The sequence below is a fragment of the Agrococcus beijingensis genome (genome assembly GCF_030758955.1).
Classification (GTDB): domain Bacteria; phylum Actinomycetota; class Actinomycetes; order Actinomycetales; family Microbacteriaceae; genus Agrococcus; species Agrococcus beijingensis.
In genome coordinates, this window is record NZ_CP132360.1 from 86,188 (window position 1) to 110,740 (window position 24,553).

Annotated in this window: 19 protein-coding genes; 13 read left to right on the forward strand and 6 right to left on the reverse strand. The window is 73.9% G+C overall.

Going from position 1 to position 24,553, the window contains the following annotated elements:
* The first annotated feature begins 539 nt into the window (after positions 1–539).
* A complete protein-coding gene (locus tag Q9250_RS00425) occupies positions 540–1,031 on the forward strand; it encodes a PDDEXK family nuclease (protein ID WP_306232604.1) in 492 nt (163 codons plus the stop codon).
* Positions 1,032–1,412: 381 nt separating this feature from the next.
* Here the strand turns inward: Q9250_RS00425 and Q9250_RS00430 are convergent, their stop codons facing one another.
* Positions 1,413–3,176 carry an acetyl/propionyl/methylcrotonyl-CoA carboxylase subunit alpha gene (locus tag Q9250_RS00430; protein ID WP_306232605.1) on the reverse strand — a complete coding sequence of 588 codons (1,764 nt, stop codon included), beginning with the start codon at positions 3,174–3,176 and terminating at the stop codon, positions 1,413–1,415.
* A gap of 163 nt (positions 3,177–3,339) precedes the next feature.
* On the opposite strand from Q9250_RS00430, the gene Q9250_RS00435 reads away from it, so the two are divergent.
* The 4 genes from Q9250_RS00435 to Q9250_RS00450 all read left to right on the forward strand — a co-directional run bounded on the left by Q9250_RS00435 (position 3,340) and on the right by Q9250_RS00450 (position 8,673).
* Positions 3,340–4,155 (forward strand): hypothetical protein, encoded by an 816-nt coding sequence (locus Q9250_RS00435; protein WP_306232606.1) that lies wholly within the window; start codon positions 3,340–3,342, stop codon positions 4,153–4,155.
* A 69-nt stretch (positions 4,156–4,224) separates the two neighbouring features.
* Positions 4,225–4,848 (forward strand): TetR/AcrR family transcriptional regulator, encoded by a 624-nt coding sequence (locus Q9250_RS00440; RefSeq protein ID WP_306232607.1) that lies wholly within the window; start codon positions 4,225–4,227, stop codon positions 4,846–4,848.
* Positions 4,849–4,850: 2 nt separating this feature from the next.
* Positions 4,851–6,575 (forward strand): ABC transporter ATP-binding protein, encoded by a 1,725-nt coding sequence (locus Q9250_RS00445; protein ID WP_306232608.1) that lies wholly within the window; start codon positions 4,851–4,853, stop codon positions 6,573–6,575.
* 1 nt (position 6,576) lies between these two features.
* Positions 6,577–8,673, forward strand: coding sequence for an ABC transporter ATP-binding protein (locus tag Q9250_RS00450; RefSeq protein WP_422665054.1), 2,097 nt, complete (start codon positions 6,577–6,579; stop codon positions 8,671–8,673).
* A 15-nt stretch (positions 8,674–8,688) separates the two neighbouring features.
* On the opposite strand, the gene Q9250_RS00455 is transcribed toward Q9250_RS00450, so the two are convergent.
* Together Q9250_RS00455 and Q9250_RS00460 are read right to left on the reverse strand one after the other, a co-directional pair.
* Positions 8,689–9,423 (reverse strand): hypothetical protein, encoded by a 735-nt coding sequence (locus tag Q9250_RS00455; protein ID WP_306232609.1) that lies wholly within the window; start codon positions 9,421–9,423, stop codon positions 8,689–8,691.
* Positions 9,424–9,552: 129 nt separating this feature from the next.
* Positions 9,553–10,140, reverse strand: coding sequence for a 4'-phosphopantetheinyl transferase family protein (locus Q9250_RS00460; protein ID WP_306232610.1), 588 nt, complete (start codon positions 10,138–10,140; stop codon positions 9,553–9,555).
* A 23-nt stretch (positions 10,141–10,163) separates the two neighbouring features.
* On the opposite strand from Q9250_RS00460, the gene Q9250_RS00465 reads away from it, so the two are divergent.
* Genes Q9250_RS00465 through Q9250_RS00480 form a run of 4 tightly spaced genes read left to right on the forward strand, consistent with a single transcriptional unit; the run spans position 10,164 to position 16,338 of the window.
* Positions 10,164–12,692 carry a non-ribosomal peptide synthetase gene (locus tag Q9250_RS00465; protein ID WP_306232611.1) on the forward strand — a complete coding sequence of 843 codons (2,529 nt, stop codon included), beginning with the start codon at positions 10,164–10,166 and terminating at the stop codon, positions 12,690–12,692.
* A gap of 13 nt (positions 12,693–12,705) precedes the next feature.
* Positions 12,706–13,731 carry an extracellular solute-binding protein gene (locus Q9250_RS00470; protein ID WP_306232612.1) on the forward strand — a complete coding sequence of 342 codons (1,026 nt, stop codon included), beginning with the start codon at positions 12,706–12,708 and terminating at the stop codon, positions 13,729–13,731.
* Positions 13,715–15,226 (forward strand): ABC transporter permease, encoded by a 1,512-nt coding sequence (locus Q9250_RS00475; RefSeq protein ID WP_306232613.1) that lies wholly within the window; start codon positions 13,715–13,717, stop codon positions 15,224–15,226. The genes Q9250_RS00470 and Q9250_RS00475 overlap by 17 nt, the downstream gene beginning before the upstream one ends.
* Positions 15,223–16,338: an ABC transporter ATP-binding protein gene (locus Q9250_RS00480; RefSeq protein WP_306232614.1), complete on the forward strand. Its 1,116-nt coding sequence runs from the start codon at positions 15,223–15,225 to the stop codon at positions 16,336–16,338. Before Q9250_RS00475 ends, Q9250_RS00480 begins: the two co-directional genes overlap by 4 nt.
* Positions 16,339–16,398: 60 nt before the next feature.
* On the opposite strand, the gene Q9250_RS00485 is transcribed toward Q9250_RS00480, so the two are convergent.
* Positions 16,399–17,052, reverse strand: coding sequence for a Maf family protein (locus Q9250_RS00485; RefSeq protein ID WP_306232615.1), 654 nt, complete (start codon positions 17,050–17,052; stop codon positions 16,399–16,401).
* Positions 17,053–17,161: 109 nt separating this feature from the next.
* Here Q9250_RS00485 and Q9250_RS00490 point away from each other — a divergent pair, with 109 nt between their 5' ends.
* The 3 genes from Q9250_RS00490 to Q9250_RS00500 all read left to right on the forward strand — a co-directional run bounded on the left by Q9250_RS00490 (position 17,162) and on the right by Q9250_RS00500 (position 20,163).
* Positions 17,162–18,445 carry a class I SAM-dependent RNA methyltransferase gene (locus tag Q9250_RS00490; protein ID WP_306232616.1) on the forward strand — a complete coding sequence of 428 codons (1,284 nt, stop codon included), beginning with the start codon at positions 17,162–17,164 and terminating at the stop codon, positions 18,443–18,445.
* Between the two features lie 254 nt (positions 18,446–18,699).
* Complete coding sequence (locus tag Q9250_RS00495; RefSeq protein ID WP_306232617.1) at positions 18,700–19,149, forward strand: DinB family protein; 450 nt, start codon at positions 18,700–18,702, stop codon at positions 19,147–19,149.
* Between the two features lie 39 nt (positions 19,150–19,188).
* Positions 19,189–20,163, forward strand: coding sequence for an NAD(P)-dependent alcohol dehydrogenase (locus tag Q9250_RS00500; RefSeq protein ID WP_306232618.1), 975 nt, complete (start codon positions 19,189–19,191; stop codon positions 20,161–20,163).
* On the opposite strand, the gene Q9250_RS00505 is transcribed toward Q9250_RS00500, so the two are convergent.
* A complete protein-coding gene (locus Q9250_RS00505) occupies positions 20,147–21,286 on the reverse strand; it encodes an FAD-dependent monooxygenase (protein ID WP_306232619.1) in 1,140 nt (379 codons plus the stop codon). The two genes, Q9250_RS00500 and Q9250_RS00505, sit on opposite strands and share 17 nt — an antisense overlap.
* A 34-nt stretch (positions 21,287–21,320) precedes the next feature.
* On the reverse strand, positions 21,321–22,283 hold the full coding sequence (locus Q9250_RS00510) for a DNA topoisomerase IB (RefSeq protein WP_306232620.1): 963 nt from the start codon (positions 22,281–22,283) through the stop codon (positions 21,321–21,323).
* A gap of 118 nt (positions 22,284–22,401) precedes the next feature.
* Between Q9250_RS00510 and Q9250_RS00515 the strand changes: the two genes are divergently transcribed.
* Positions 22,402–24,507 (forward strand): acyltransferase family protein, encoded by a 2,106-nt coding sequence (locus Q9250_RS00515; RefSeq protein ID WP_306232621.1) that lies wholly within the window; start codon positions 22,402–22,404, stop codon positions 24,505–24,507.
* Positions 24,508–24,553: the final 46 nt, after the last annotated feature.

The window sequence follows — 24,553 nt, forward strand, 5'->3', positions numbered from 1 at the left end:
GCAGGCGATCCGGCTCTCGAGAGGGAGCATTCCCCTCGACCGGCGCGGATCGCCTGCAGAACGGAACGGCTACGCGCGGGCATCGTCGCGCTGAGTTCTCCACAGCGCACCTCGGACGACCCGACCGCGCGGCGGCGGCGCGGGCACCATCGCGCTCGTGTCGATCGACGATGAGGTGCGCGCGCTCGGGGGCGTGGCCTCGCTCGACCACCTGCGCGCGCGCGGGTTCGACCGCCCGCAGGTGCTCGAGGCTCGCCGCGCCGGCCTGCTCGTGCACGTGCGCCGCGCCTGGGTCGCCGTGCCCGACGCCGACGCGCGCGCGGTGCAGGCCGTGCGCATGCGGGGTCAGCTCACCTGCATCTCGGCGACGAGCGCCATGGGTGTGTGGACGCTCGACGACGGCAAGCTGCCCCGGCAACGGGTCGCGGCTCAATCCCCGGACACGAGACGCTCCTGCCGCGATCTCCGACGCGTCGGTGGTCGTCCACTGGCGGGGCCGCACAGCGGCGCCGGCGAGCGCGGTCCAGGCTCTCGACGAGGTGCTGCTGCACGTGGTCGAGTGCCAGCCGCCGGAGCTGGCGCTGGCCGTGCTCGACGCGTGCGTCCACGATCGCCGGCGCACCGCGGAGCACCTCGCCCGGCTGCTGAGCGGCACGGAACGCGGCCGGCTCCTGGCGACGCTGCTCGACGGCGGGGCTGGCTCAGGACTCGAGAGCATCGCGCGCTACCGATTCCGATCGCACGGCCTCCGCGTGCGCACCCAGGTCGATGTGCCCGGCCTCGGCCCGCGCGACCTCCTCCTCGGCGACCGCTTGTGGATCGAGATCGACGGCCGCGAGCACCACACGCGCGTCGCGGACTTCCCCCGCGATCGGCGCATCGATCGTGAGCTGCAACGATCCGGCGGCATCTCGCTGCGCTTCGCCTACGAGGACATCATGCATCGCTGGCCGCGCACGATCGCCACGGTGCTCGACTTCGTCCGCCGTGATCGCCACCGCCGCCGTCGCCGCCGCCCCGGTCGGCGCTGACCGTGGGCTCGACCTCGCGGGCATCGCGCCTGATCGTGCGGCTCGCCACGCCGCGACTGTCGCGTCGCTGGGAATGACTTTGCAGGTGATCCGGCGGGCTCGGGGGGAATCCTCCCTCGCGCGACCCTGATCGCCTGCAGAACGGAATGGCGCGGAGCGGAGTGCCGAGGCTGATCGCGGGGGCCACTCACGCGCCCCGCGGCGGCCGGCGACGCCACCCGCACCGCAAGGCTTCATCGCGGCGGCCGTCGGACTGGCCGCGGCGCGACTGCTCACTCTGCAGGTGATCCGGGAGGCTCGAGGGGAATGCTCCCTCGGGCGGCCAGGATCACCTGCAAAACGGAATTGCCTGCGCGAGGCGGGCGGATGCGTCGGCGCGGCTCAGGCGTCGGGCGTGACGGTCACGAGGTGGTGGCCGGAGGAGACCGTCGAGCCGACGGGTGCATCGAGGAACGAGACCGTGCCGTCGATGGGGCTCGACAGCGGCTGCTCCATCTTCATCGCCTCGAGCACCACCAGCAGGTCGCCGGCGACGACGCGGTCGCCCTCGGCGACACCCGACTTGATCACCGTCGCCTGCATGGGCGAGACGATCGCGCCGTTGCCGACGCCGCCGGCCAGCGCGGTGCGGGTGCGGCGCGGGGCGGGGCCTTTGGCGTCCTTCGCATCCGAGAAGAGGCGCTTCGGCATCGAGACGGCGATGCGCTTGCCCTCGGCCTCCACGACCACCGTGCGGCGCGCATCCGGCCCGCCGATCTCGCCCGGCTCGCCGGCCCAGGGGGCGATCTCGCCGTCGAACTCGGTCTCGATCCACGAGGTGTAGATCGAGAAGGGGGCGTCGCCCTCGGGGGCGAACGCCGGGTGGTCGACGATCGCGCGGTGGAACGGCAGCACCGTCGGCAGCCCGTCGACCTCGAACTCGGCCAGCGCGCGGCGGGCGCGCTGCAGCGCCTCGGCGCGGTCGCGACCGGTGACGATGAGCTTCGCGAGCATCGAGTCGAAGTTGCCGCCGATCACGTCGCCGGCCACGACGCCCGAGTCGACGCGCACGCCGGGGCCCGAGGGTGCGCGGAAGATGCGCACGGGCCCGGGCTGCGGCATGAAGCCGGCGCCGGCGTCCTCGCCGTTGATGCGGAACTCGATCGAGTGGCCGTGAACCTCGGGGTCGTCGTAGCCGAGCGCCTCGCCCTCGGCGATGCGGAACTGCTCGCGCACCAGGTCGATGCCGGTGACGTCCTCGGAGACCGGGTGCTCGACCTGCAGGCGCGTGTTGACCTCGAGGAACGAGATGGTGCCGTCGGCGCCGATGAGGAACTCGCACGTGCCCGCGCCGACGTACTTCGCGGCGCGCAGGATCGCCTTGGAGGCCTGGCGCAGCTGGGCGTCCTGCGCCTCGCTGATGAAGGGCGCGGGTGCCTCTTCGACGAGCTTCTGGTGGCGGCGCTGCAGCGAGCAGTCGCGGGTCGAGACGACGACCACGTTGCCGTGCGCGTCGGCGAGGCACTGGGTCTCGACGTGGCGCGGCTTGTTGAGGTACTTCTCGACGAAGCACTCGCCGCGCCCGAACGCCGCGACCGCCTCGCGGGTGGCGGACTCGAACTGCTGCGCGACCTCCTCGCGCGTGAACGCCACCTTGAGCCCCCGCCCGCCGCCGCCGAAGGCAGCCTTGATAGCGACCGGCAGCCCGTGCTGGTCGACGAACTCGAGCACCTCGTCGGCGCCCTCGACGGGGTTGATGGTGCCGGGGGCGAGCGGTGCGCCGACCGACTCGGCGATGTGGCGCGCCGAGACCTTGTCGCCGAGCTGCTCGATCGCCTCGGGGCTCGGGCCGATCCAGATGAGGCCGGCGTCGATCACGGCCCGCGCGAAGTCGGCGTTCTCGGCGAGGAAGCCGTAGCCGGGGTGCACGGCGTCGGCGCCGGAGCGGCGCGCGACCGACAGCATCTTGTCGATCACCAGGTAGCTCTCGGCGCTGGTGGCGCCGTGCAGCGAGTAGGCCTCGTCGGCGAGCTGCGCGTGCTGCGCGTCGCGATCGGGCTCCGCGTAGACCGCGACCGAGCCGATGCCCGCATCGCGCGCGGCGCGGATGATGCGGACGGCGATCTCGCCGCGGTTGGCGATGAGGACCTTGGTGATGCGGCGCATGGTTCAACAGCCTAGGCGCCGGAGCATGACGGATGCGTGCACAAGGCACACAGGCATGCGGGGATCGGTTGCGGATTCCCACAGTCGTGCGGGCTCGGTGGCCCGGCCGGCCATGCGGGGGAGACCCTGCCTGAAACCGCCCTGCCTCAAATAGCATGGGCGCGTGGATCCCGTGCTGGCGCTTGCCCTGGAGTGGTGGTGGGTCGCTCCCGCGGGTGCTGGCGCGGGCACGCTCGGCTGGCTCGGCGTGCGGCGCCGCTCCCCGGTCGGCCGCAGGCTCGAGCTCGACGCCGCCCAGCACGACCTGCGGCGGGCGGAGCACGCGGTGGTGCGCTCGCGCGCGCTGCTGAAGGTCGCGCGCGCGGAGCACCTGCGCGCCCAGGCCGAGCAGACGGCCTCGCGCCTCGCCGCCGGTGCCGTGCTCGAGAGCAAGCGGCGGGTGCAGGACGCCGAGCGAGCGGTCAAGGCCGCCGTGGCGGATCTCCGGGCGCGGCGCGCCTCGGTGCAGGCCGCCCGTGCGACCATGCCGGCCAGCCGTGCGCCGCTCGAGGAGATGCCGCTGGCACGGCTGCGCAGCGAGCACGATGCGCTCACGACCCGCTGGATCGCCTACGAGACCGATGCTGCCAAGGCGATCGACTACCCGGGCATGAGCGACCCCTCGTCACCGGCGCTCCAGGCGTTCCTCCGCGAGCAGCAGGTCGCGATGGAGCTGCGCCCTGCGAGCACCGACGCCCGCATGGCGCCGGCCGACTTCGCCGCGTACCGCGACGCGGTGCGACGGGCGACGCAGGCCTTCGACACAGCCGAGCGCGTCGCCCACCGCGCTGCCGGGGAGCTGCCGCGACCCTCCGGCGACCGCACCGACTGGAGCGCGCTCGCCCAGGAGCTGCTCGACACCGCGCAGGGCGCCATCACCCGCTCGGCCGAGGCGTGGCAGCGCGCCGAGCGGGAGCGCCGGCGGCGGCCCGAGGCCTGACCTGACCCGTCGCGGCGCGCTGCAAGGCAGCACTTGGTGAGTGAGCGCTCACTCAACTACGCTCGTCCCGTGACCCCCATCCCTCGCCTGAGCGGCGACGACCGTCGCGCGCAGATCATCGAGGCCGTCACGCCCGCGATGCTCGAGCACGGCCAGACCATCACGACGCGGCAGCTGGCCGAGGCCGCGGGCGTGGCCGAGGGCACGCTCTTCAAGGCCTTCGGCGACAAGGAGTCGCTGCTCATCGCCGTCGGCGAGCACCACCTGGCGGCCGAGGACTTCACCGCCGAGCTCGCCGCGCTCCAGTTCGACAGCCTCGACGAGTTCGTCACCGTCACCGGCGCCGCCCTGGTGTCGCGCATGCGCTTCATCTTCCGGCTGGTCGTCGCGCTCGGCCCCGCGGGCCAGCGCATCGTCGCCGACCGCCACGCCGACTTCGAGGCGTCGAAGCACCGCCTCGCGGCGCAGTTCGCGCCGTACCGCCACCAGCTGCGGGTCTCCCCGCTCGTCGCCGCCGACCTGCTCCGCACGCTCGCCTGGGCCGCCAGCGCCAGCTGGGGCGAGCAGGAGCCCACGTCATCGGCCGATGACATCATCCAGGTGCTGCTGCACGGCATCGTCAGCACCGACGCGACGCGCGCCTCCGACGGCACGTCCGCCACCGCATCCGCCCCCGAGAGCCAGAAGGTCTGATCATGCTCTGGAAGCTCATCGTCCGCTACGTCAGGCCATCGCTGCTGTCGCTGATCCTCGTCGTGCTGTTCCAGTTCGCGCAGTCGGTGCTGTCGCTGATGCTGCCGACCATCAACGCCGAGATCATCAACGACGGCGTGCTGCGCGGCGACACCGACACCATCTGGCGGCTCGGCATGCTGATGCTCGCGCTCAGCCTCGGCCAGGTCGTCGCCAACATCCTCGCGATCATGTTCGGCGCGCGCCTCGCGATGCGCGCCGGACGCGACCTGCGCGCCGACATCTTCGGCAAGGTCGGCGACTTCAGCGAGCAGGACGTGCAGCGCTTCGGTGCCGCGAGCCTCATCACCCGCAACACGAACGACGTGCAGCAGGTGCAGATGCTCATCCTGATGTCGTGCACCATGCTGCTGTCGGCGCCCATGCTGGCGATCGGCGGCATCGTGATGGCGCTGCGCGCCGACGCGACGCTGTCGTGGCTGATCGCCGTCGCCGTGCCGCTCATGCTCGTCGTGCTCGGCGTCATCGTCGCCAGGCTGGTGCCGATCTTCCGCCTGCTGCAGGAGCGCATCGACCGCATCAACAAGGTGCTGCGCGAGCAGCTCACCGGCATCCGCGTGATCCGCGCGTTCGTGCAGGAGCGCGCCGAGAAGCAGCGCTTCGCCGTCGCCAACGACGGCGTCACCGACGCCATGCTGCGCACCGGCAACCTGTTCGTGCTGATGTTCCCGATCATCATGCTGATCGTCGAGATCTCGTCGGTCTCAGTGCTGTGGTTCGGCGCGGGCCTGGTCGACTCGGGCGAGCTCGAGATCGGCACGATGATGGCGTTCCTGCAGTACCTGATGCAGATCCTCATGGGCGTGCTCATGGCCACCTTCATGACGATCATGATCCCGAGGGCCGCGGTCTCCGCGAAGCGCATCGGCGAGGTGCTCGAGACGGAGTCGTCGGTCGTGCGGGTCGCGTCGGGCCCGGCCATGCCGACGCCCGGCACGATCGAGCTGCGCGACGTGAGCTTCCACTACCCGGGCGCCGACACCCCGGTGCTCGACGGCGTCTCGATCCAGGCAGCGCCCGGCGAGAGGGTGGCGATCATCGGCTCGACCGGCGCCGGCAAGACGACGCTGGTCAACCTGATCCCGCGCCTGTTCGACGCGACCGGCGGTCGGGTGCTGGTCGGCGGCGTCGACGTCAAGGAGCTCGACGCCGAGACGCTCTGGCGGGGCATCGCGATCGTGCCCCAGCGGCCCTACCTCTTCGCCGGCACCGTCGCGTCGAACCTGCGGTACGGCAACGAGCAGGCCACCGACGAGCAGCTCTGGCGGGCGCTCGAGATCGCCCAGGCGGCGGGCTTCGTGCAGCAGATGGACAAGCAGCTCGACTCGCGCATCGCGCAGGGCGGCACGAACGTCTCGGGCGGTCAGCGCCAACGGCTGTCGATCGCGCGGGCGCTCGTCGCCGAGCCCGACGTGCTCGTCTTCGACGACTCGTTCTCGGCGCTCGACCTGACGACGGATGCGCGCCTGCGGGCGGCGCTGACCGAGGCGGTGGGTGCGACCACCCAGATCGTCGTCGCCCAGCGCGTCTCGACGATCGTCGACGCCGACCGCATCGTGGTGCTCGAGGCCGGCCGGGTCGTCGGCACCGGCACGCATGAGGAGCTGCTCGCCGGCAGCGAGACCTACCGAGAGATCGTCGACTCGCAGATGGCAGTGGAGGCCTGAGATGGCGCGCGAACCGAAGACCCGCATGACCCGCGACGAGAAGCTGGCGGCACGCAAGGCTCGCTCGCTGAAGCCGGAGCCGGAGCTCACCGAGGAGCAGCGGCTCGAGGCCGAGCAGGCCGAGGCCGCGCGCCTCGGCGCCGGCGACTGGGAGCCCCCGCCCGGCAAGGCCAAGTCGTTCGGCGCATCCGCCAAGCGGCTGGTCGGCCTCATGCACCCGCACCGCTGGCTGCTGGCGCTCGTGTTCGGCCTCGGCGCGATCGGCGTCGTGCTGGTCGTGCTCGGGCCGAAGATCCTGGGCGAGGCGACGAACGTCATCGTGCAGGGCTTCGTGCAGCGCAGCCTGCCCGCAGGCACCACGCAGGCGCAGGTGGTCGAGGGGCTGCGCCAGGCGGGCCAGGGCGACCTCGCCAACATGCTCGAGCGCATGCCGGAGCTCAACCCCGGGCAGGGCATCGACTTCGAGCGCCTCGGCGGCATCCTGCTCGTCGTGCTCGCCATCTATCTCGTGGGCGCGCTGTTCCAATGGCTGCAGGGCTACGTGGTCAACCGCGTGGTGCAGCGCACCGTGCAGGGCCTGCGCCGCGACGTCGAGGCGAAGATCCACCGCCTGCCGCTGGCGTACTACGACCGCACGCAGCGCGGCGAGCTGCTCTCGCGCGTCACCAACGACCTCGACAACGTCGGCCAGACGATGTCGCAGACCATGTCGCAGATCGTCACCGGCCTGCTGAGCGTCATCGGCGTGCTCGTCATGATGCTCACGATCAACGTCTGGCTCGCGCTCATCGCCCTCATCGCAGTGCCGCTGACGGGCGTCATCCTGGGCGCCGTCATGGGCCCGGCGCAGGGGCTGTTCAAGGAGCAGTGGCGCCGCACCGGTCGCGTCAACGCGATCGTCGAGGAAGCCTTCACCGGCCACGCGCTCGTCAAGGTGTTCGGCCGCGAGGAGGCCGTGCGCGCCCGCTTCAAGACCGAGAACGACGGCGTGTTCGACGCCTCGTTCAAGGCGCAGTTCCTGTCGGGGCTCGTCTTCCCGCTGATGACCTTCGTCGGCAACATCGGCTACGTGCTCGTCGCGGTCGCCGGCGGCCTCTTCGTCGCGGCCGGCCAGATCCTGGTCGGCGACGTGCAGGCGTTCATCCAGTACTCGCAGCAGTTCTCGCAGAACCTGGGCCAGATCGGCCAGACCGTGACGATGGTGCAGTCGGGCGTCGCCAGCGCCGAGCGCGTGTTCCAGCTGCTCGACGCCGACGAGGAGGAGTCCGACACCGGCGGCGTCACGCACGAAGGCGGCCGCGGCCGCGTCACGTTCGAGAACGTGCGGTTCTCCTACTCGCCCGAGAAGCCGCTCATCGACGACCTCTCGCTCGAGGTCGAGCCCGGGCAGACGGTCGCGATCGTCGGCCCGACGGGCGCCGGCAAGACGACGCTCGTCAACCTGCTGATGCGCTTCTACGAGATCGACGGCGGTCGCATCACGCTCGACGGCGTCGACACCAGGACGATGACGAGGGATGCGCTCCGGTCGCAGACGGGCATGGTGCTGCAGGACACGTGGCTGTTCGGCGGCACCATCCGCGAGAACATCGCCTACGGCCGGCCCGACGCCACGGAGGCCGAGATCCTCGAGGCCGCGCAGGCGACCTACGTCGACCGCTTCGTGCACGCGCTGCCCGACGGCTACGACACGGTGATCGACGAGGACGCATCCAACCTCTCGGCCGGCGAGAAGCAGCTGATCACGATCGCGCGGGCGTTCCTCGCGCAGCCGAGCGTGCTGATCCTCGACGAGGCCACGTCGTCGGTCGACACCCGCACCGAGCTGCTGCTGCAGCACGCGATGGCGGCGCTGCGCACCGACCGCACCTCGTTCGTGATCGCGCACCGGCTGTCGACCATCCGCGACGCCGACCTGATCCTGGTGATGGAGCAGGGGTCGATCGTCGAGCAGGGCTCGCACACGGCACTCGTCGAGCAGCGCGGCGCCTACTGGCGGCTGCTCAACGCGCAGTTCGAGCAGGCGGCCGTCGACATCGAGTTCGACGACTCGCTCGCCGACCAGAGCGGCTCGATCGTCACGCAGCAGACGACCTGAGCGCTGGAGCCACCCCTACGCGCCGAGGGTCATCCAGCTCGCGGCGTCGTGCACGGCGACGCCAGCGAAGCGTGCGTCGCCGCCGAGCTGGCCGGCGACCGCGGCGAGCTCGCGCTCGAGCACGGCGCGGCCGTCGTCGGCGAAGGTCTCGCGAGGCTCCGCCGCCGGCAGCGTGTCGACGCCGATGCGGTAGGGCTTGCGGGCCTGCCCGATGAGCTGCCGCGCGGTGGCGCTGAGGCCAAGGATGTCGGGCGCGCGGTCGCGGTAGGCCATCAGCGCCACCGCATCGGCGCGGCGCACGACCTCGGCGAACGCTGCGGGATGGGCGTCGGCGATCCAGGGGGAGAGGTCGACCTCGACCGGCAGCGAGGTGCGGGCAGCGACGTCCTTGACGGTGCGGGCGAGGCCGGCGAGCAGCTCCTGCTCGCGCCCCGGCCAGTCCCGCCGCGTCCACGGCTCGATGTCGAGGTGCACGCCGTCGAAGAGGAACGCGGCGGTCGCCCGCTGCATCCAGGTCAGCGCATCGGTGCCGGTCGTCCACGACGGGTCGCCGCCGAGCGCCGACACCCGCACACCCCGGGCGCGCAGCGCGGCCACGCACTGGTGGGTCGCCGGGGTCGGACCGCCCCAGGGCACGCTGACGAACGCCTCGGTGACGCGCTGCTGCGCGGCGTGCGCCGCCAGCGCGGCAGGATCCGGCGGCGCGCTCTCCTGCACCCACACCCACATCGCTCGAGCCGTGCTCGCCATGGTCGTGCTCCCTCCGAGTCCTGTCGCGGCAGGTGCCGAGAGGCACCGCCGTGGGGGCAGGCTAGCGCCGCGGGATGCGTGGTCGGGGCAGCCGCGACCGCCGCGCCGATCGGAACGGCCCGGTCGAGGTCACGGTCCGAACGTCCGCAGCCGCGGGCGGCCGGAGTCCGCCCGCAGCGCGAGCGCCGCCGCGTAGCCCGGCAGCGGCGTGTCGATGGCGCTGGCGGCGAGCCTGCCCGGATCGACCCCCACCGCACGCGCGACGCCCTGCGCCTTCGTGATCGCCTCGGCACGGACCCATGCCTCCGCCGACTGGGTCGCGGGCAGATCGGCGACCCGCTGCACGTCGATCCCCACCGGCTCGTCGGCCAGCACCACGGCGATGAGGAGCCCCGAGTGCGAGACCGAGACCCAGGGGGCGTGCGGATGCAGGAGCCTCGGAGCCCCGTGCTGGCGGCCGCACTCGTCGCAGGTGCGGTCGATGCGCACCTCGAGCGGGGCGACGCCGAGCCGCTGAGCGGCTGCGACGCGCAGCGTCGCCGCGGCCACCATCGAGCGGCCGCGATCCGCGGCACGCTCGAGCGCATCGATGCGCGCGAGCTCCGCCGAGTCGATCAGCGCGTCCAGCTCGTGGCGCGCGGCTGCCAGGGTCTGCCAGTGCAACTCGACCTCGACGGGGGCGCTGTGCTGCGCCATGCTCGCGGCGGACGGGCTCATAGAGGTTAGGGAAGCCTTGCCTTATGCAGACCCGTGGCATCTTGGAGCGCTCGCGCACCGGCCTCCTCGATGCGCTCGACGTCGACGCGGAGGCGGCGGCGATCCTCGATGCCGACGGCACCGCCCGCTCGCGCGGGCAGCTGCGGCGTGACGTGCAGGCGCTGGCGCAGCGCCTGCCCGACGTCGCGACCGGCAAGCGGCTCGTGCACGTGGCGCTGCGGCCCGATGCGGCCAGCGTCGTCGCCTACCTCGCCGTGCTCGAGGCAGGCCACGTCGCGCTCGTCACCGCGGAGGGCGCTCGCGCCGACGCGATCGTCGAGCGCTACCGTCCCGATCTCGCCGCCACCGGCGACGCGTCGGCGCCCTTCACCGACTGGGAGGCCGCTCCTCGCCACCTGCTGCACCCCGACCTGGCGCTGCTGCTCAGCACCTCGGGCAGCACCGGCTCGCCGAAGCTCGCACGGCTGTCGTGGGAGAACGTGCGCAGCAACGCGCACGCGATCGCGGGAGCACTGGGGCTCCGCGCGAGCGACCGCGCGATCACCACCCTGCCGCTGCACTACTGCTTCGGGCTGTCCGTGCTGCACTCGCACCTGGCCGTCGGCGCCTCTGTCGTGCTGCACGACGCATCCGTCACCGATGCCGCGCTGTGGCGTGCGGTCGATGCGCTCGGCGCCACGACGCTCGCCGTCGTGCCGCACAGCATCGAGCTGCTGGCCTCCACCGGCGAGCTCGAGCAGCCGCACCCGAGCCTCCGCCTGATCGCCCAGGCCGGCGGGCGCCTCGCACCCCAGCGGGTGCGCGACCTCGCGCGCCTGGGCGACGAGCGCGGGTTCGGCCTCGCGGTGATGTACGGCCAGACCGAGGCGACCGCGCGCATCTGCGTGCTCGATCCTTCGCTCGCGGCATCGAACCCCGACGCGGTCGGCACGCCCATCCCGGGAACGAGCATCCGTCTCGACACGGAGGTGCCGGAGGCCGCTGGCGGCACGGGCGAGGTCGTGGTGCGCGGCCCGGGCGTCATGCTCGGCTACGCCGAGCACCCCGACGACCTCGCGCTCGGCGCGATGCTCGACGAGCTGCGCACCGGCGACCTCGGGCGGATCGGCGACGACGGGCAGCTGCGCATCGTCGGACGCCGCAGCGGCTTCGTCAAGGTCATGGGCCTTCGCATCGACGTCGCCGTGGTCGAGGCCGCGCTCGAGTCGGCGGGCCTGCAGGCGTGCGTGGGCGGCGACGCGACCGGGCTGACCGTGGCGGTCGAGTCCGCAGGGCCCGGTACGGAGGATCGCGCCCGCCGGGTCGCGGCGCACGCCTCGGGGCTCGGTGTCGCAGCGGTCGACGCCGTCGCCGCACCGCTGCCGCGACTGCAGAGCGGCAAGGTCGATCGGCCCGCCGCCGCGGCGCTCGTGCGCGCGGCCGCAGCCTCGGGGGAGCAAGGCGCCTCCGACTCGCGCGCAGGCGTCGTGGGCGCCGTGGGCGACGTGCTCGGCATCGACGCGGTCGACCTCGACCGCTCCTTCGTCGAGCTCGGCGGCGACTCGCTCAGCCACGTCCAGGCCTCGGTGCGGCTCGAGGCGGTCGTCGGCGCGCTGCCGCGCGGCTGGCACCACCGACCGCTCGCCGAGCTGGCACGCCGAGCCCCGCGCGCGGGCGGTCGCCTCCGCACCGTCGAGACGCCCGTGCTGCTGCGCGCCCTCGCCGCGATCGCGATCTGCGGCTCGCACGCGGGCCTGTTCGATGTGCAGGGCGGCGCGCACATCCTGCTCGCCGTCGCCGGCGCGAGCGCCGCCGCCTTCGCCTTCTCGGCGCCGAGCGCGACCGGCCGCTGGCGCGCGAGCCTGCGCATCCTGATCGGCATCGCCGTGCCGGCGGTCGCGATCGCGCTGCTCGGCATGCTCGCGACCGGCCGCTACGACTGGAGCAACGTGCTGCTGAGCCACTGGCTCGTGCGCACTCCCGACGAGCGCGCCACGCTGGGCGAGCTGTGGTTCGTCGAAGCCCTCGTCGCCTGCATCGTCGTGGTGGCAGCGGCGCTGTCGGTGCCGCGCATCGCCCGCATCTGGCGGCGAGACCCGTGGGCCGTCGCCGCGGCGCTCGCCGTGCTCTCGCTCGTGCCCCGGTTCCTGCTGCCCCTCGTCGAGGCCGAGCCGCAGGGGCTGCTCGCCGGGCTGCTCTGGCTCTTCGCCGTCGGCGCGGCAGCGGCGCTCGCCCGGACGCGCGCCCGACGTGCGGAGACCATCGCGATCGCGGTGGTCGGCGGCATCGGGTACTTCCCCGACGACCTGCTCCGCAGTGCCACGATCGTCGTCGGCATCGCCGTGCTGGTGCTCGTGCCCGCTGTCCGACTGCCGGCGTGGGCCGTGCGTCCCATCTCGGTCGTGGCAGCCGCATCCCTGCACATCTACCTCGTGCAGTTCCTCGTCCTGTCGATGCTCCAGCAGGACGCGGTCGAGACCGCCGCAGCGCTCGCGGCCGGCGTCCTGCTCTGGTGGGTCGCCGACCGCCCCGTGCGGCGCCTCCAGGACCTGCTGATCCCCGCCCACCGCTGAACCGAGAGTCGCCATGCCCCGTCGCCACCACCCCCTGCTCGCCTCGCTCGTCGCGCTGCCGCTCCTGCTCGGCGGATGCGCCGCCGCGACCGACGAGGATGCCCCGCGCGCAGGCGCGCTGCAGATCTACTCGGCGCAGCACATCGACATCACCGAGGCGCTCGCCGAGGCGTTCACCGCGGAGACCGGCATCGACACGCAGATCCGCGACGGCCAGGACTCGTCGATGGGGCACATGATCGTGGAGGAGGGCGACGCGTCGCCCGCCGACGTCTTCCTGACCGAGAACAGCCCGGCGATGACGACCGTCGAGCGCGCCGGCGGTCTGGCCGAGGTCGACCCTGAGACGCTCGCCACCGTGCGCGACGGCCTCGCACCCTCGTCGGGCCTGTGGGCCCCGATCGCGGCGCGCTCCACGGTGCTCATCTACAACACCGCCATGATCACCGAGGAGGAGCTGCCCGCGTCGATCATGGAGCTCGCCGAGCCCGCCTGGGACGGCCGCTGGGGGGCCGCGCCCGGGGGCGCCGACTTCCAGGCGATCGTCGCCGGCATGCTCGCCGAGCGGGGCGACGCCGAGACGCGCGCGTGGCTCGAGGGGCTCGCCTCCGGGGCAGAGATCTACCAGAACAACATCGCCACGATGGAGGCCGTGAGCTCCGGCGAGGTGCCCGTCGGCATCATGTACCACTACTACTGGTACCGCGACCAGGCGGGCGACGGCCGGGCGAGCGCCGACACGGCGCTGCGGTTCTTCGGCGGCGGCGACCCGGGCGCGTTCGTGAGCATGTCGGCGGGTGGCGTGCTCGCCGCTTCCGACATGCCGGATGAGGCACAGCGGTTCCTCGCGTTCGTCACCTCCGAGGCGGGGCAGCAGGTGCTCGTCGACAGCGGTGCGATGGAGTACGCCGTGGGCGAGGGCGTCGCCTCCGACCCCGCGCTGCCGTCGCTGGAGAGCCTGGAGGCGCCGGTCGTCGACCCCTCCACCCTCAGCTCGGACGCGGTGCTGCAGCTCATGACCGATGTCGGCATCCTCTAGGGCCGAGCCCGTCGCCCTGCTGGCGGCGGCCGTGGCGGCGCTCGCCGTCGTGCCGCTGCTCGTCGTCGTGCCGAGCGCGCTGTCGGAGGGAGTGGGGGCGGCGGCCGAGTTCCTGTTCCGGCCGCGCCTGGGGCAGCTGCTGGGCAACACGGGCGCGCTCGTCGCGGTGACGGTGCCGGCGACCCTGGTGCTGGGCACGCTCGCCGCCTGGATCGTCGAGCGCACGCGCGTGCCGTGGGCGAGCGCCTGGCGCACGCTGCTGCTCATGCCGCTCGCCGTGCCGGCCTTCGTGAGCGCCTACGCCTGGACGGATCTCGCGCCGTGGCTCGACGGGCTCGCGGGCGCCGCGCTCGTCACCACGCTGGCCTACCTGCCGTTCGTCTTCCTGCCGGTGGCGGCCATGCTGCGCTCGCTCGACCCGGGCGACGAGGAGATCGCGCGCTCGCTCGGCCTGTCGCCCGCGATGGCGATGGTGCGCACGGTGCTGCCACGGCTGCGGCCGGCGATCGCCGGCGGTGGGCTGCTCGTCGCGCTGCACCTGCTCGCGGAGTACGGCGTGCTCGAGCTGATGCGCTTCCAGACCTTCACCACCGCGATCATGCAGCAGTACGCGGTGGGCTTCAGCGACGTCGCCGGCAGCCTGCTCGCATCGGTGCTGCTGGCGCTGTGCCTGCTCGCGCTGCTGCTGGACATCGCGCTGCGCGGCCGGCACCGCGTGGCGCGCGTGGGCTCGGGCGTGCAACGGCGCGCCGAGCGGATGGGCCTCGGAGCCTGGACAGCGCCGGCGCTCGCACTGCTGGCCGTGCTCGTGGGGCTGTCGGTCGTGCTGCCGGTGGCCACGGTGGTGCGCTGGCTCGCCGCGGCGGACGGCTTCGAGGGCGAGCTGCTCGCCGACACCGCCAGCACGCTCGGGCTCGCGCTGCTCGGCGCCCTGGCTGCGACGGCGGCGGCGCTCCCCGCCGCCTGGCTGCTCGAGCGCCGGCGCTCGAAGCGCGCGCACCTGCTCGAGCGCGCCACCTTCCTCGCGAGCGCGTTCCCCGGAGTGGTCGTCGGCCTCGCGCTCGTGACCCTCTCGGTGCGCTGGGTGTCGCCGCTCTACCAGACGGTCGCGCTCGCGGTCATCGCCTACGCGATCCTCTTCCTGCCGCGTGCGATGGTGTCGCTGCGCGCCGGGCTCGCGGCTTCGCCGCCAGAGCTGACCGAGGCGGCGCGCTCGCTCGGAGCGGGCGGCACGGCGACGCTCGTGCGCGTCACGCTGCCGCTGATGGCGCCGTCGGTGCTGACGGGGCTCGTGCTCGTCGCGCTCGCGGTGGTCACCGAGCTCACCGCGACGCTGTTGCTGGCGCCCACGGGCGTCAGCACGCTCGCGATCTCGTTCTGGCGCGAGGCGAGCGCGCTCGACTACGCCGGTGCCGCGCCGTACGCGGCGGGCATGATCGGATTGTCCCTGCCGCTGACGCTGCTGCTGCGCCGGCAGATCCTGGAGGAGCGATGAGCGAGCTGCGGATGCGCGGCATCACGGTCGGGTACGGGGCGGATGCGGTGCTCGAGTCGGTCGATCTGACCGTGCCCGAGGGGTCGATCACCGCGGTGCTCGGCGGCTCGGGCAGCGGCAAGACGACCCTGCTGCGGGTGGTCGCCGGCTTCCTCCGGCCGCGCGCCGGCGAGGTGCAGATCGGCGGCAGGATGGTCGCGGGCGCCGGCTCCTGGGTGCCACCGGAGCGTCGCGGCGTCGGCTACCTCCGGCAGGACGGCGGCCTGTTCCCCCATCTGAGCGTCGCGGCGAACGTCGCCTTCGGGCTGCCGTTCCCGCGCGGCCGCCACCGCGCCCGGGTGCTCGAGCTGCTCGAGCTGGTGGGGCTGCCGGCGGCGCTCGCCGACCGAAGGCCCGATCAGCTCTCGGGCGGGCAGCAGCAGCGGGTGGCGCTCGCGCGGGCGCTCGCGCCGCGCCCGGCGCTCGTGCTGCTCGACGAGCCCTTCTCGTCGCTCGACGCGGGCCTGCGCGCCGCGACCCGCGAGGCGACCGCCGAGGCGCTCCGCGCGACCGGAGCGACCGCGGTGCTCGTCACCCACGATCAGGGCGAGGCGCTCTCGTTCGCCGACGAGGTCGCGATCCTCGCGGCGGGCAGGTTCCGTCAGATCAGCACGCCCGCGGTGCTCTACCGCGAGCCCGTCGACAGCGCGGTGGCGGCGTTCCTGGGCGACGCGGTGCTGCTGCCCGGCCTCGCGAGCCGCGGCAGCGTGCAGACCGCGATCGGCGAGCTGCTCGTCGGCGGGTTCGTTCCCGACGGGGCGGTGGAGGTCATGGTGCGACCCGAGCAGATCGCGCTCACGCCGCCAGGCGCGGGCCGCCTCGACGCGGTCGTGAGCGGCGTGCGCTACTTCGGCCACGATGCGGTGGTGGAGCTGATCGCGGGCGATGGCACCAGGCTCGAGGGCCTCCGGGCCCGCATCATCGGGCTGCAGGCGCCGGCGCCGGGCGACACGGTCGGCGTCGAGATCGTCGGCCCGGTGCGCGCGTTCTCGCCGGGCGGCGCGGCGACCGGGCACCTCCAGGCGCTGCCACCGCAGCCGCTGGGCGACGCGAGCGCGCCGCTCGGCGGCTGATCCGCGCCGCGGCGCAGCGCGCCCGGCGAGCGCGCCCGGCGAGCGCGTCTGGCCAGCGCGTCAAGCCAGCGCGACGGGCGGTCGCAGCGTCAGCATCGGCCAGGCCACGCCCAGCTCGCGCGCCAGCCGTCGCACCGCGGGGATGCTCATGCCGATCACCGTCGACGGGTCGCCGTCGATGCGGTCGATGAACGCGGCGCCGCGGCCGTCGATCGTGAACGCGCCCGCGACCTCCAGCGGCTCGCCGGTGGCGACGTAGGCGTCGATCTCGGCCTCGTCGATGTCGGGCGAGAAGTCGAGGTGCGTCGCGGTCGTGACGCCTGCGGAGTCCTGGATCCGCCCGTCACGCACGCGCAGCATCCAATGCCCCGAGTGCAGGATGGCGGATCGCCCCCGCTGGGCGAGCCACCGCTCGCGGGCGCGCTCGGGCGTGTGCGGCTTGCCGAGCATGGCGCCGTCGAGCTCGAGCGACGAGTCGCCGCCCAGCACCAGGCCGTCGAAGCCGGTGAGGGGATCCTGGTCGAGCAGCGCCTCGGCCTTCGCCCGGGCCAGCAGCAGCACGTAGTCGGCGGGGGCGAGGGGCCCGTGCTCGGCCTCGTGGGCGGCGATCAGCAGGTCTTCGTCGAGGTCGGTCGGCGTCACGATGGGCTCGATGCCGGCCTGGCGCAGCAGCGCGAGGCGGGCGGGGGAGGCGGAGGCGAGGATCAGCTGCACGCGACGATCCTCGCATCCGCGAGCGGCCGGCGCCCGGTGCGTCGGGGGCGCCTGCCGAGGCCGGGCGCGGAGCGCCTCCCGCCCCAGGGCGCGATGGGAGGATGGGGGCATGCCCGCACCCCAGAACGCCCAAGGCCAGCTCGCGCCCGGAAAGATCGTCGAGCTCACGATCGACAACGTCGCCCACGGCGGCCGCTTCGTCGGCCGGCACGGCGCGGTCGACGGCGAGCGCGGTCGGGTCGTCTTCGTGCCCGACACCATGCCCGGCGAGACCGTGCGCGCGCAGATCGTCGACGTGAAGAAGTCGTTCGCCACCGCGGTCGCGCTCGAGGTCGTCACGCCCGGCGCCGACCGCGTCGAGCACGTCTGGGCCGAGGCCGGCATCGACCGCCAGCCCGCCGAGCGCGCCGGCGGCGCCGAGTTCGGCCACATCCGCCTCGCCCGCCAGCGCGAGCTGAAGCAGCGCGTCATCGAGGACGCCCTGCAGCGCACCGGCGGCATGACCCGCCAGGTGCCGGTCGCCGCCGCCCCCGGCGACGACGAGCGCGGCGGCCTCGGCTGGCGCACGCGCGTGCGCCTGCACGTCGACGACCGCGGCCGCCAGGGGCCGTTCGCGCCCCGCAGCCACGAGGTCGTGCCGGTCACCGATCTGCCGCTCGCGACCCAGGGCATCCGCCTCTCGGCACAGCTCGACCAGCGACTGCCGCACGTCACGGCCGTCGACTACGTCGAGCACGGCGACGGCGAGGTCGACGTGATCGCGATGGAGGGCGCGCCCGAGCGCGGCCGCACCGACACGATCGTCGAGACGGTCGGCGGGCGCGAGTTCGAGCTCGACCGCTCGGGCTTCTGGCAGGTGCACCGCGAGGCGCCGGGGGTGCTGACGGATGCGGTGCGTCGCGTCATCGACGTCGACGCGCTCGACGCAGGCGGCTGGCACCTCGACCTCTACGGCGGCGTCGGGCTGTTCGCGGCCACCATCGCCGAGCTGCTGGGGGAGAAGACGCGCGTCACCAGCGTCGAGTCGGACGAGGTCGCCACCGACCACGCGAGCGAGAACCTCGCCGAGTGGCTCGGCGCGAGCGCCGAGACCGCTCGGGTCGACCGCTGGCTGGCCGACGTGGCGAAGCGCGCCAGCCGCGCCGAGCGCGACCGCCTCGCCCGCGGCCTCGTGCTGCTCGACCCGCCGCGCGCGGGCGCCGGGCGCGAGGCGATCGAGCACATCGTCGGGCTCGAGCCGGCGCAGATCATCTACGTCGCGTGCGACCCGGTCGCGCTCGCCCGCGACGCGAAGCTGCTCGGCGAGGCCGGCTGGGAGCCGACGTCGATCGAGGCGTTCGACCTGTTTCCGCACACCCACCATGTCGAGGCGGTGGCGTCCTTCCGTCGCTGAGCGGTTCCCGACGCCCGGGACGGGCGTCGGCGCTGGCGTCGCGGCGGAGGCCCGAAAGGGCCTGCACCGCCAGCTCCAGCGCGCACAACGCAAGCCCGACGGAGCGTTCTCGCGGCGAACTGCCGTGCAGCCCGGCCTGCGTCGCTGATCGGCTCGCTCGGGCTTGCGTTGTGCGTCGGGGTGCGGGGGAGCGGTGGCGGCGGGCGGCCGCCGCTGGCACACTCGTGTCGCCCACCGCTGCGAGGAGGAGCCGCATGGCCGTCAACGACCTGCTCGCCGAGCGCTTCGCCCGCGCCGACCGGCTCTACGCCGACCTCGTCGACGCGCTCACGCCCGAGCAGCTCGGCTCCCGCCTCGCCGACCTGCCCTCGAGCACCATCGGCGGGCAGCTGTGGTGCGTGCTCGGGGCCCGCGAGAGCTACCCGAATGCCGCGCGCGCCGGCTCCTGGCAGGGCTTCACCAGCCCGCTGACCGACGAGCAGATGACGGATGCGTCGGCGGTGCGCGCCGCCTTCGCGCAGACGGCCGCCGACGTCGACGGCTGGCTCGCCGACCTCGAGTCGGACGACGACCTCCGGTACGCTCTCGCGCTGCTGGAGCACGAGACGCAGCACCACGGGCAGCTGATCCGTTACCTCTACGGCCTCGGCATCGACCGCCCGGAGTCGTGGCAGCGGCAGTACGCGCTCGACGAGCACGAGTAGTCGGCCCATCACGGCGCCTGCCACCGCTACGGTTGCCGCGTGAGAGCAGCGGTCAGCGAACGGTACGGCGGGGCGGATGTCGTGGTCGTGCAGGAGGTCGCGGCACCGGTTCCGGGCGACGACGAGATCCTGATCCGCGTCGATGCCACGACGGTCAACCGCACCGACTGCGCGTACCGCGCCGCGCATCCGTTCTTCATGCGTGCATGGACGGGGCTGCGACGGCCGACGCGCACCGTGCTCGGCACCGAGTTCGCGGGCGTCGTCGTCGGTGCGGGCGCCGGTGTCGACCGCTTCGCCGTCGGCGATCGGGTCTTCGGCTACTGCGAGGGCCGCTTCGGCGCGCACGCCGAGCTGCTGGTGGTGTCGCAGGAGTCGATGGTCGCCACCGTGCCCGAGGGCATCGACCAGGCGACAGCCGCGGCGGCGACCGAGGGGAGCCACTACGCGGCGTCGGCGATCCGCCGCTCCGGCGTGCGCGCCGGCGACCGGGTGCTGGTCATCGGCGCGACCGGCGGCATCGGGTCGGCCGCGGTGCAGCTGCTGGTCGCGGCAGGCGCCGTCGTCACTGCAGTCTGCCCCGCGGCGCACGTCGAGCTCGTGCGCGGCCTCGGCGCCGCAGAGGTCGTCGCGCTGGAGGACGGCGACGTCACCCGCTCGCCGCGGCGCTTCGACGTCGTCATCGATGCGGTGGGCAAGCGCACGTTCCGCGACGCGCGACGGATCCTCGAGCCGCGCGGCATCTACGTCTCGTCGGAGCTCGGCCCGGGCTGGCAGAACATCCCGCTCTCGCTGCTGGGCCTCGTGCGCCGCAACGCGCAGCGGGTGGTGTTCCCCGTGCCGGACGAGGGCCGTCCGGTGATCGAGCGCATCCGGGAGCACCTCGCCGCCGGCACCTTCCGGCCGGTCATCGACCGCACCTATCCGCTCGAGCAGATCATCGACGCCTACCGCTACGTCGAGACCGGTCAGAAGGTCGGCAACGTCGTGATCGAGGTCAGACCGGCTTCGTGACCCCGCCGGCCGCGCGCGCCACCAGCGCCGCGACCCCTGGCACCGCGGCCGCCCGCCAGACGGCACGCTGCGCCTCGAGCTCGATGCGGGTGTGCGGCGCGAACGCAGTCGCGTTGCGGCGGCCGCGCGCCTGCTCCCGCTCGACGATCGGCTGCCAGTCGCGCTCGTAGGCGGCGAGGCCGGCGACGACGTCGCTGGGATGCCGGGCGAACGAGAGCTCCTCGGCGAGCCGCTCGGCGCCCGCGATCGCCAGCGAGGCGCCCTGACCGGCCAGCAGCGACACCGCGGCGCAGGCGTCGCCCAGCAGCACGGTGCGGCCGCGCACCCACTGCGGCACGATCGTCTGCGCGACCGCGTCGATGTAGGGCTCCCGCACGCTGCGCAGCGCACGCCTGCCGAGCACGCCCATCCCGGCCACCGCCGCGCGGCCCGCGCTCGGCTCGACGCCGCGCAGCACCGCGAAGCCGGTCACCTCGGTGGCGCTCAGCGGCGCGATCATCAGCTGCCGGTCGAGCTCGACCTGCATCGCGACGCGGCCCTCGAGGTCGGCGACGAGCTCGGCGTCGTCGCCGATCCAGGCGACGGCGGTCAGGCCCGCGATGGGCCGCACGAACTGCTCGGGCGGTCCCCACACGAGCTGCCGCACGCGCGACCCGACGCCGTCGGCGCCGACCAGCAGGTCTGCCTCGAGCCGCTCCCCGCTCGAGAGCAGCACGCTCACCTGGCCGCCGTCGTCGAAGACCGTCTCGACCTGCGTGCCCCAGTGCACCGTCGCGCCCTGCGGCAGCGCCGCGAGCAGCGCGTCGACGATCTGCGGTCGCAGGATCGACAGGTAGCGGCCCTGCACCGCCTGCTCGACCAGCGCGATCGCGAGCTTCGCGCGCACGCGACCCGACCCATCCACGATGCGCAGCTCGTCGAACGACTCGGCCCGCTCGCGCAGCGCCGGCAGCAGACCGAGCCGCTCGGCGGCGTCGTAGCCCGGCCCGTAGAAGTCGATCAGGTACCCGGATGCGCGCGGCGCCGGCGCCCGCTCCACCACGTCGACCGTCCACCCGTCGAGCGCGAGGCGGCCCGCCAGGGTGAGTCCGGCGACGCCGGCGCCAGAGACGATCGCATGCATTGCCGCACCGTACTGCCGAAAGCCGCGCGTTGGCTCAGCGCAGCAGGTCGAGCAGCGCGCGCTCGCGGGAGCCGCGCAGGCCCATCGTCTCGCCCGACTCGAAGCGCTCGAACACCTCGGGGTCGATGTAGCTCGACTTCGCGACGGCCGGGGTGTTGCCGAGCGCCTCGGCCACCGCCCGGATCGCATCGCGCTCCGCACGGGCGCGGGCAGTCTTCGTGCCGGTCTCGCGGGCACGGGCGAGCGACTCGGCGGCGACGAGCGTGCCGTGCAGGGTGCGGAAGTCCTTCGCCGTGAACTCGCCGCCGGTCGCCTCGCGCACAGCGGCGTTCAGATCGGCGTCGCGCAGCGCGTGCGCGCCGCCCTCGTCGCGCCAGGCGAGCAGGCGAGAGGCGCCGGAGCGGCGCTCGCGGAGCTCCGCCACGCAGCCGGCGAGCGGCGCGTCGTCGATCGTGACGTCGAACCGCTGGCCCGACTTCGCCGGGAACCGCAGCCGCACCGCGTCGCCGTCGACGCGCGCGTGGCGGCACAGCAGCGTCATCAGCCCGCGCGTGCCGCGCTCCTCGGCGTAGGCGTCGCCGCCCGCGCGGATCGCCACCGCGTCGAGCATGCGCATCGCCGCCGCCAGCACCCGCTCGCGCGGCAGCCCCTCGAGCGCCAGGTCGCGGGTGACGCGGCGCCGCATCGCCGGCAGCGCCTCGGCCAGGTCGAGCGCGCGCTCGTGCTTGGCACGGTCACGGCGGGCGCTCCACTCGGGGTGGTAGCGGTACTGCGTGCGGCCCGCGTCGTCGACCCCGGTCGCCTGGATGTGCGCGAGCGGATCGGCCGCGATCCACACGTCGGTCCAGGCAGGCGGCAGCACGAGCGCCTCGGCGCGCTCCCGGTCGGCGGCCGACACCGCGCGGCCGCTGTCGTGCGCATACGCCCATCCGCGACCCGAACGACGGCGCCGGATGCCCGCATCCGTCTTGGGATGTGCCCTCCGCAGTCGCGCCATGGCGGGAGCGTAGCCGGGCAGAGCCGTGCGCACGCCGAGTCGGGCGCGGCAGCGGCAGCTCGCGGTAGACTCGCTGGTCGGTCGGCGACCGAGCCCTCGCGCCGCGACCACCCCCACCATGACGACGACACCGAGACCGCGCCGCAACGACCTGCAGGGACTCCGCGCCCTCGCGTCGCTGCTCGTCGCCACGTCGCACGTGTGGTTCGGCAACGTCTCCGGCGGCGTCGACGTCTTCTTCGCGATCGGCGGCTACCTGCTCGCGAGCAGCCTGGTGGGCGAGATCGAGCGCAGCGGCCGCGTCGGCGTGCTGGGGGCGCTGTGGCGGCAGGCGAAGCGGCTCTTCCCGATGGCGGGCATCGTGCTCGTCGTGGTCGGCTCGATCACCCTGGCGGCCTCGGGCCCGCTGCTGTTCGACCGCATCGCGCACGATCTGTTCGCCGCCGCGACCTACCGGGAGAACGAGCGCCTCGCCTCGACCGCCACCGACTACCTCGCCTCGGGCGTCGAGAAGTCGGAGGTGCAGCACTTCTGGGCCATGAGCGTGCAGGGGCAGTACACCGCCGTCTGCATCATCGCGCTGGGCCTCCTCGCGCTGGTGCTCGGCACCCGTGCCGCGCAGCGGGCCCGGCGGGTCGCGGGCATCGGGCTGGGCGTCGTCGCGCTCGCCTCGTTCGTCTACGCGTGCGTGCAGATCACCGTCGATCCGGTGCCCGCCTACTACGACACCTACGCGCGCGCCTGGGAGCTGGCACTGGGCGGCTTCGCGGCGCTGGTGCTCACGCGCATCGCCCTGTCGTCGCGGGCGCGCACGATCATGGGCGTCGTCGGCATCGCGCTCGTGGTCACCGCGGGCCTCCTGCCGCAGGATTGGGCGCAGCCGGGCCCGGTGACGCTGTGGCCCGTCGCGGGCGCGCTGCTGGTGCTGCTCGCCGGCGACGGCGGCGACGGCGGTCCTGTCGCGCGGGCGCTGCAGTGGCGGCCGCTGGTGTGGCTCGGCGGCATCTCCTACGGCCTCTACCTCTGGCACTGGCCGGTGCTGAAGGGGCTGGTCGCGCTCGACCCGGCCCAGGCCGACGGCGTCAGCCCGCTCGCCGGCGTGCTCGTGATCGGGGTCTCGATCGCCCTCTCGTGGGTGTGCACCCGCCTGATCGCCAGGGTGAGCGCGCCCCGGCCCCGGCCCGCGTGGAGCCTCCGCCCGCGCCGCGCGGCGCTGGTGCCGCTGCTGCCCGCGGTCGCGCTCGCCGCCTCGGTCGCGATCGCGATCTCACCGGCCGTGCAGGCGACCGCGATCGACCGCAACGCCACCGCGGTGCCCGCGCCCGCGACGCCCGGCGCCGTCGAGCGGATGGTCTCGGCATCGGTCTCCTTCCCCTCGGCGTCCGCCGCCTCCACCGCGGTCGGCGAGGCCGGCCAGTCGTCGGAGTGGCTGGTCGACAACTGCTCGAGCGTCGACCAGGAAGAGGTCGAGGGCTGCTTCTACGAGGATCCCGCCGGCGGTGAGCAGGAGGTCTGGATCGTGGGCGACTCGCAAGCCGTCACGCTCGCCGCGCCGACGCGCAGGGCCCTCGCCGGTGTCGCCGACGTGCAGCTGCTTGGCCGAGAGATGTGCCCGTTCTCGAACGCCGGCGTGGTCGGCCGCGAGCTCGGCGACGAGGCGGCCGACTGCGCCGCGCACAATGACGCCGTGCTGGCACTGGCCGAGAAGCGCACACCCGACCTCGTGGTCGTCACCTACGGCGCGTGGTGGACCACCGACGGCTACCGCAGGCTCGGCCCCGATGTCGGCCAGCAGCTCGCGACCGGCACGCGCGCGCTCGTCGACGAGCTCGGCGCGATGGGTGTGCCGTCGGTCTGGCTCGACAGCGCACCGCCGTTCCCGACGATCGACGAGTGCCTGCACGCGCAGGCCGTCGACGGCGACCTGTCGAGCTGCACGGCCCCGCTCGACGCCCGAGCGCTCGAGCGCCACACGCAGATGGTCGCGACGCTCAGCGCCGGCGGCGTCGACGTCGTCGACACGCTGCCGTGGTACTGCGACGTGGAGCGGGTGGCCTGCCCGCTCTTCACGAACGGCGTGCCCACCTGGACGGACGCGCACCACGTCGGCGCGGCCGGTGCGATGCAGCGGCTGCCGCTCATCGCCGACGCGCTGCTGCCGCGGCTCGGGGTCGACCCGTCGCTGCTGTTTGCCGTGGAGCCCGAGACGGAGCCCGAGCGCTAAGCCGCATCAGCGCCGCGGCCTGCGCGAGGTCCGCGTACGAGACGGA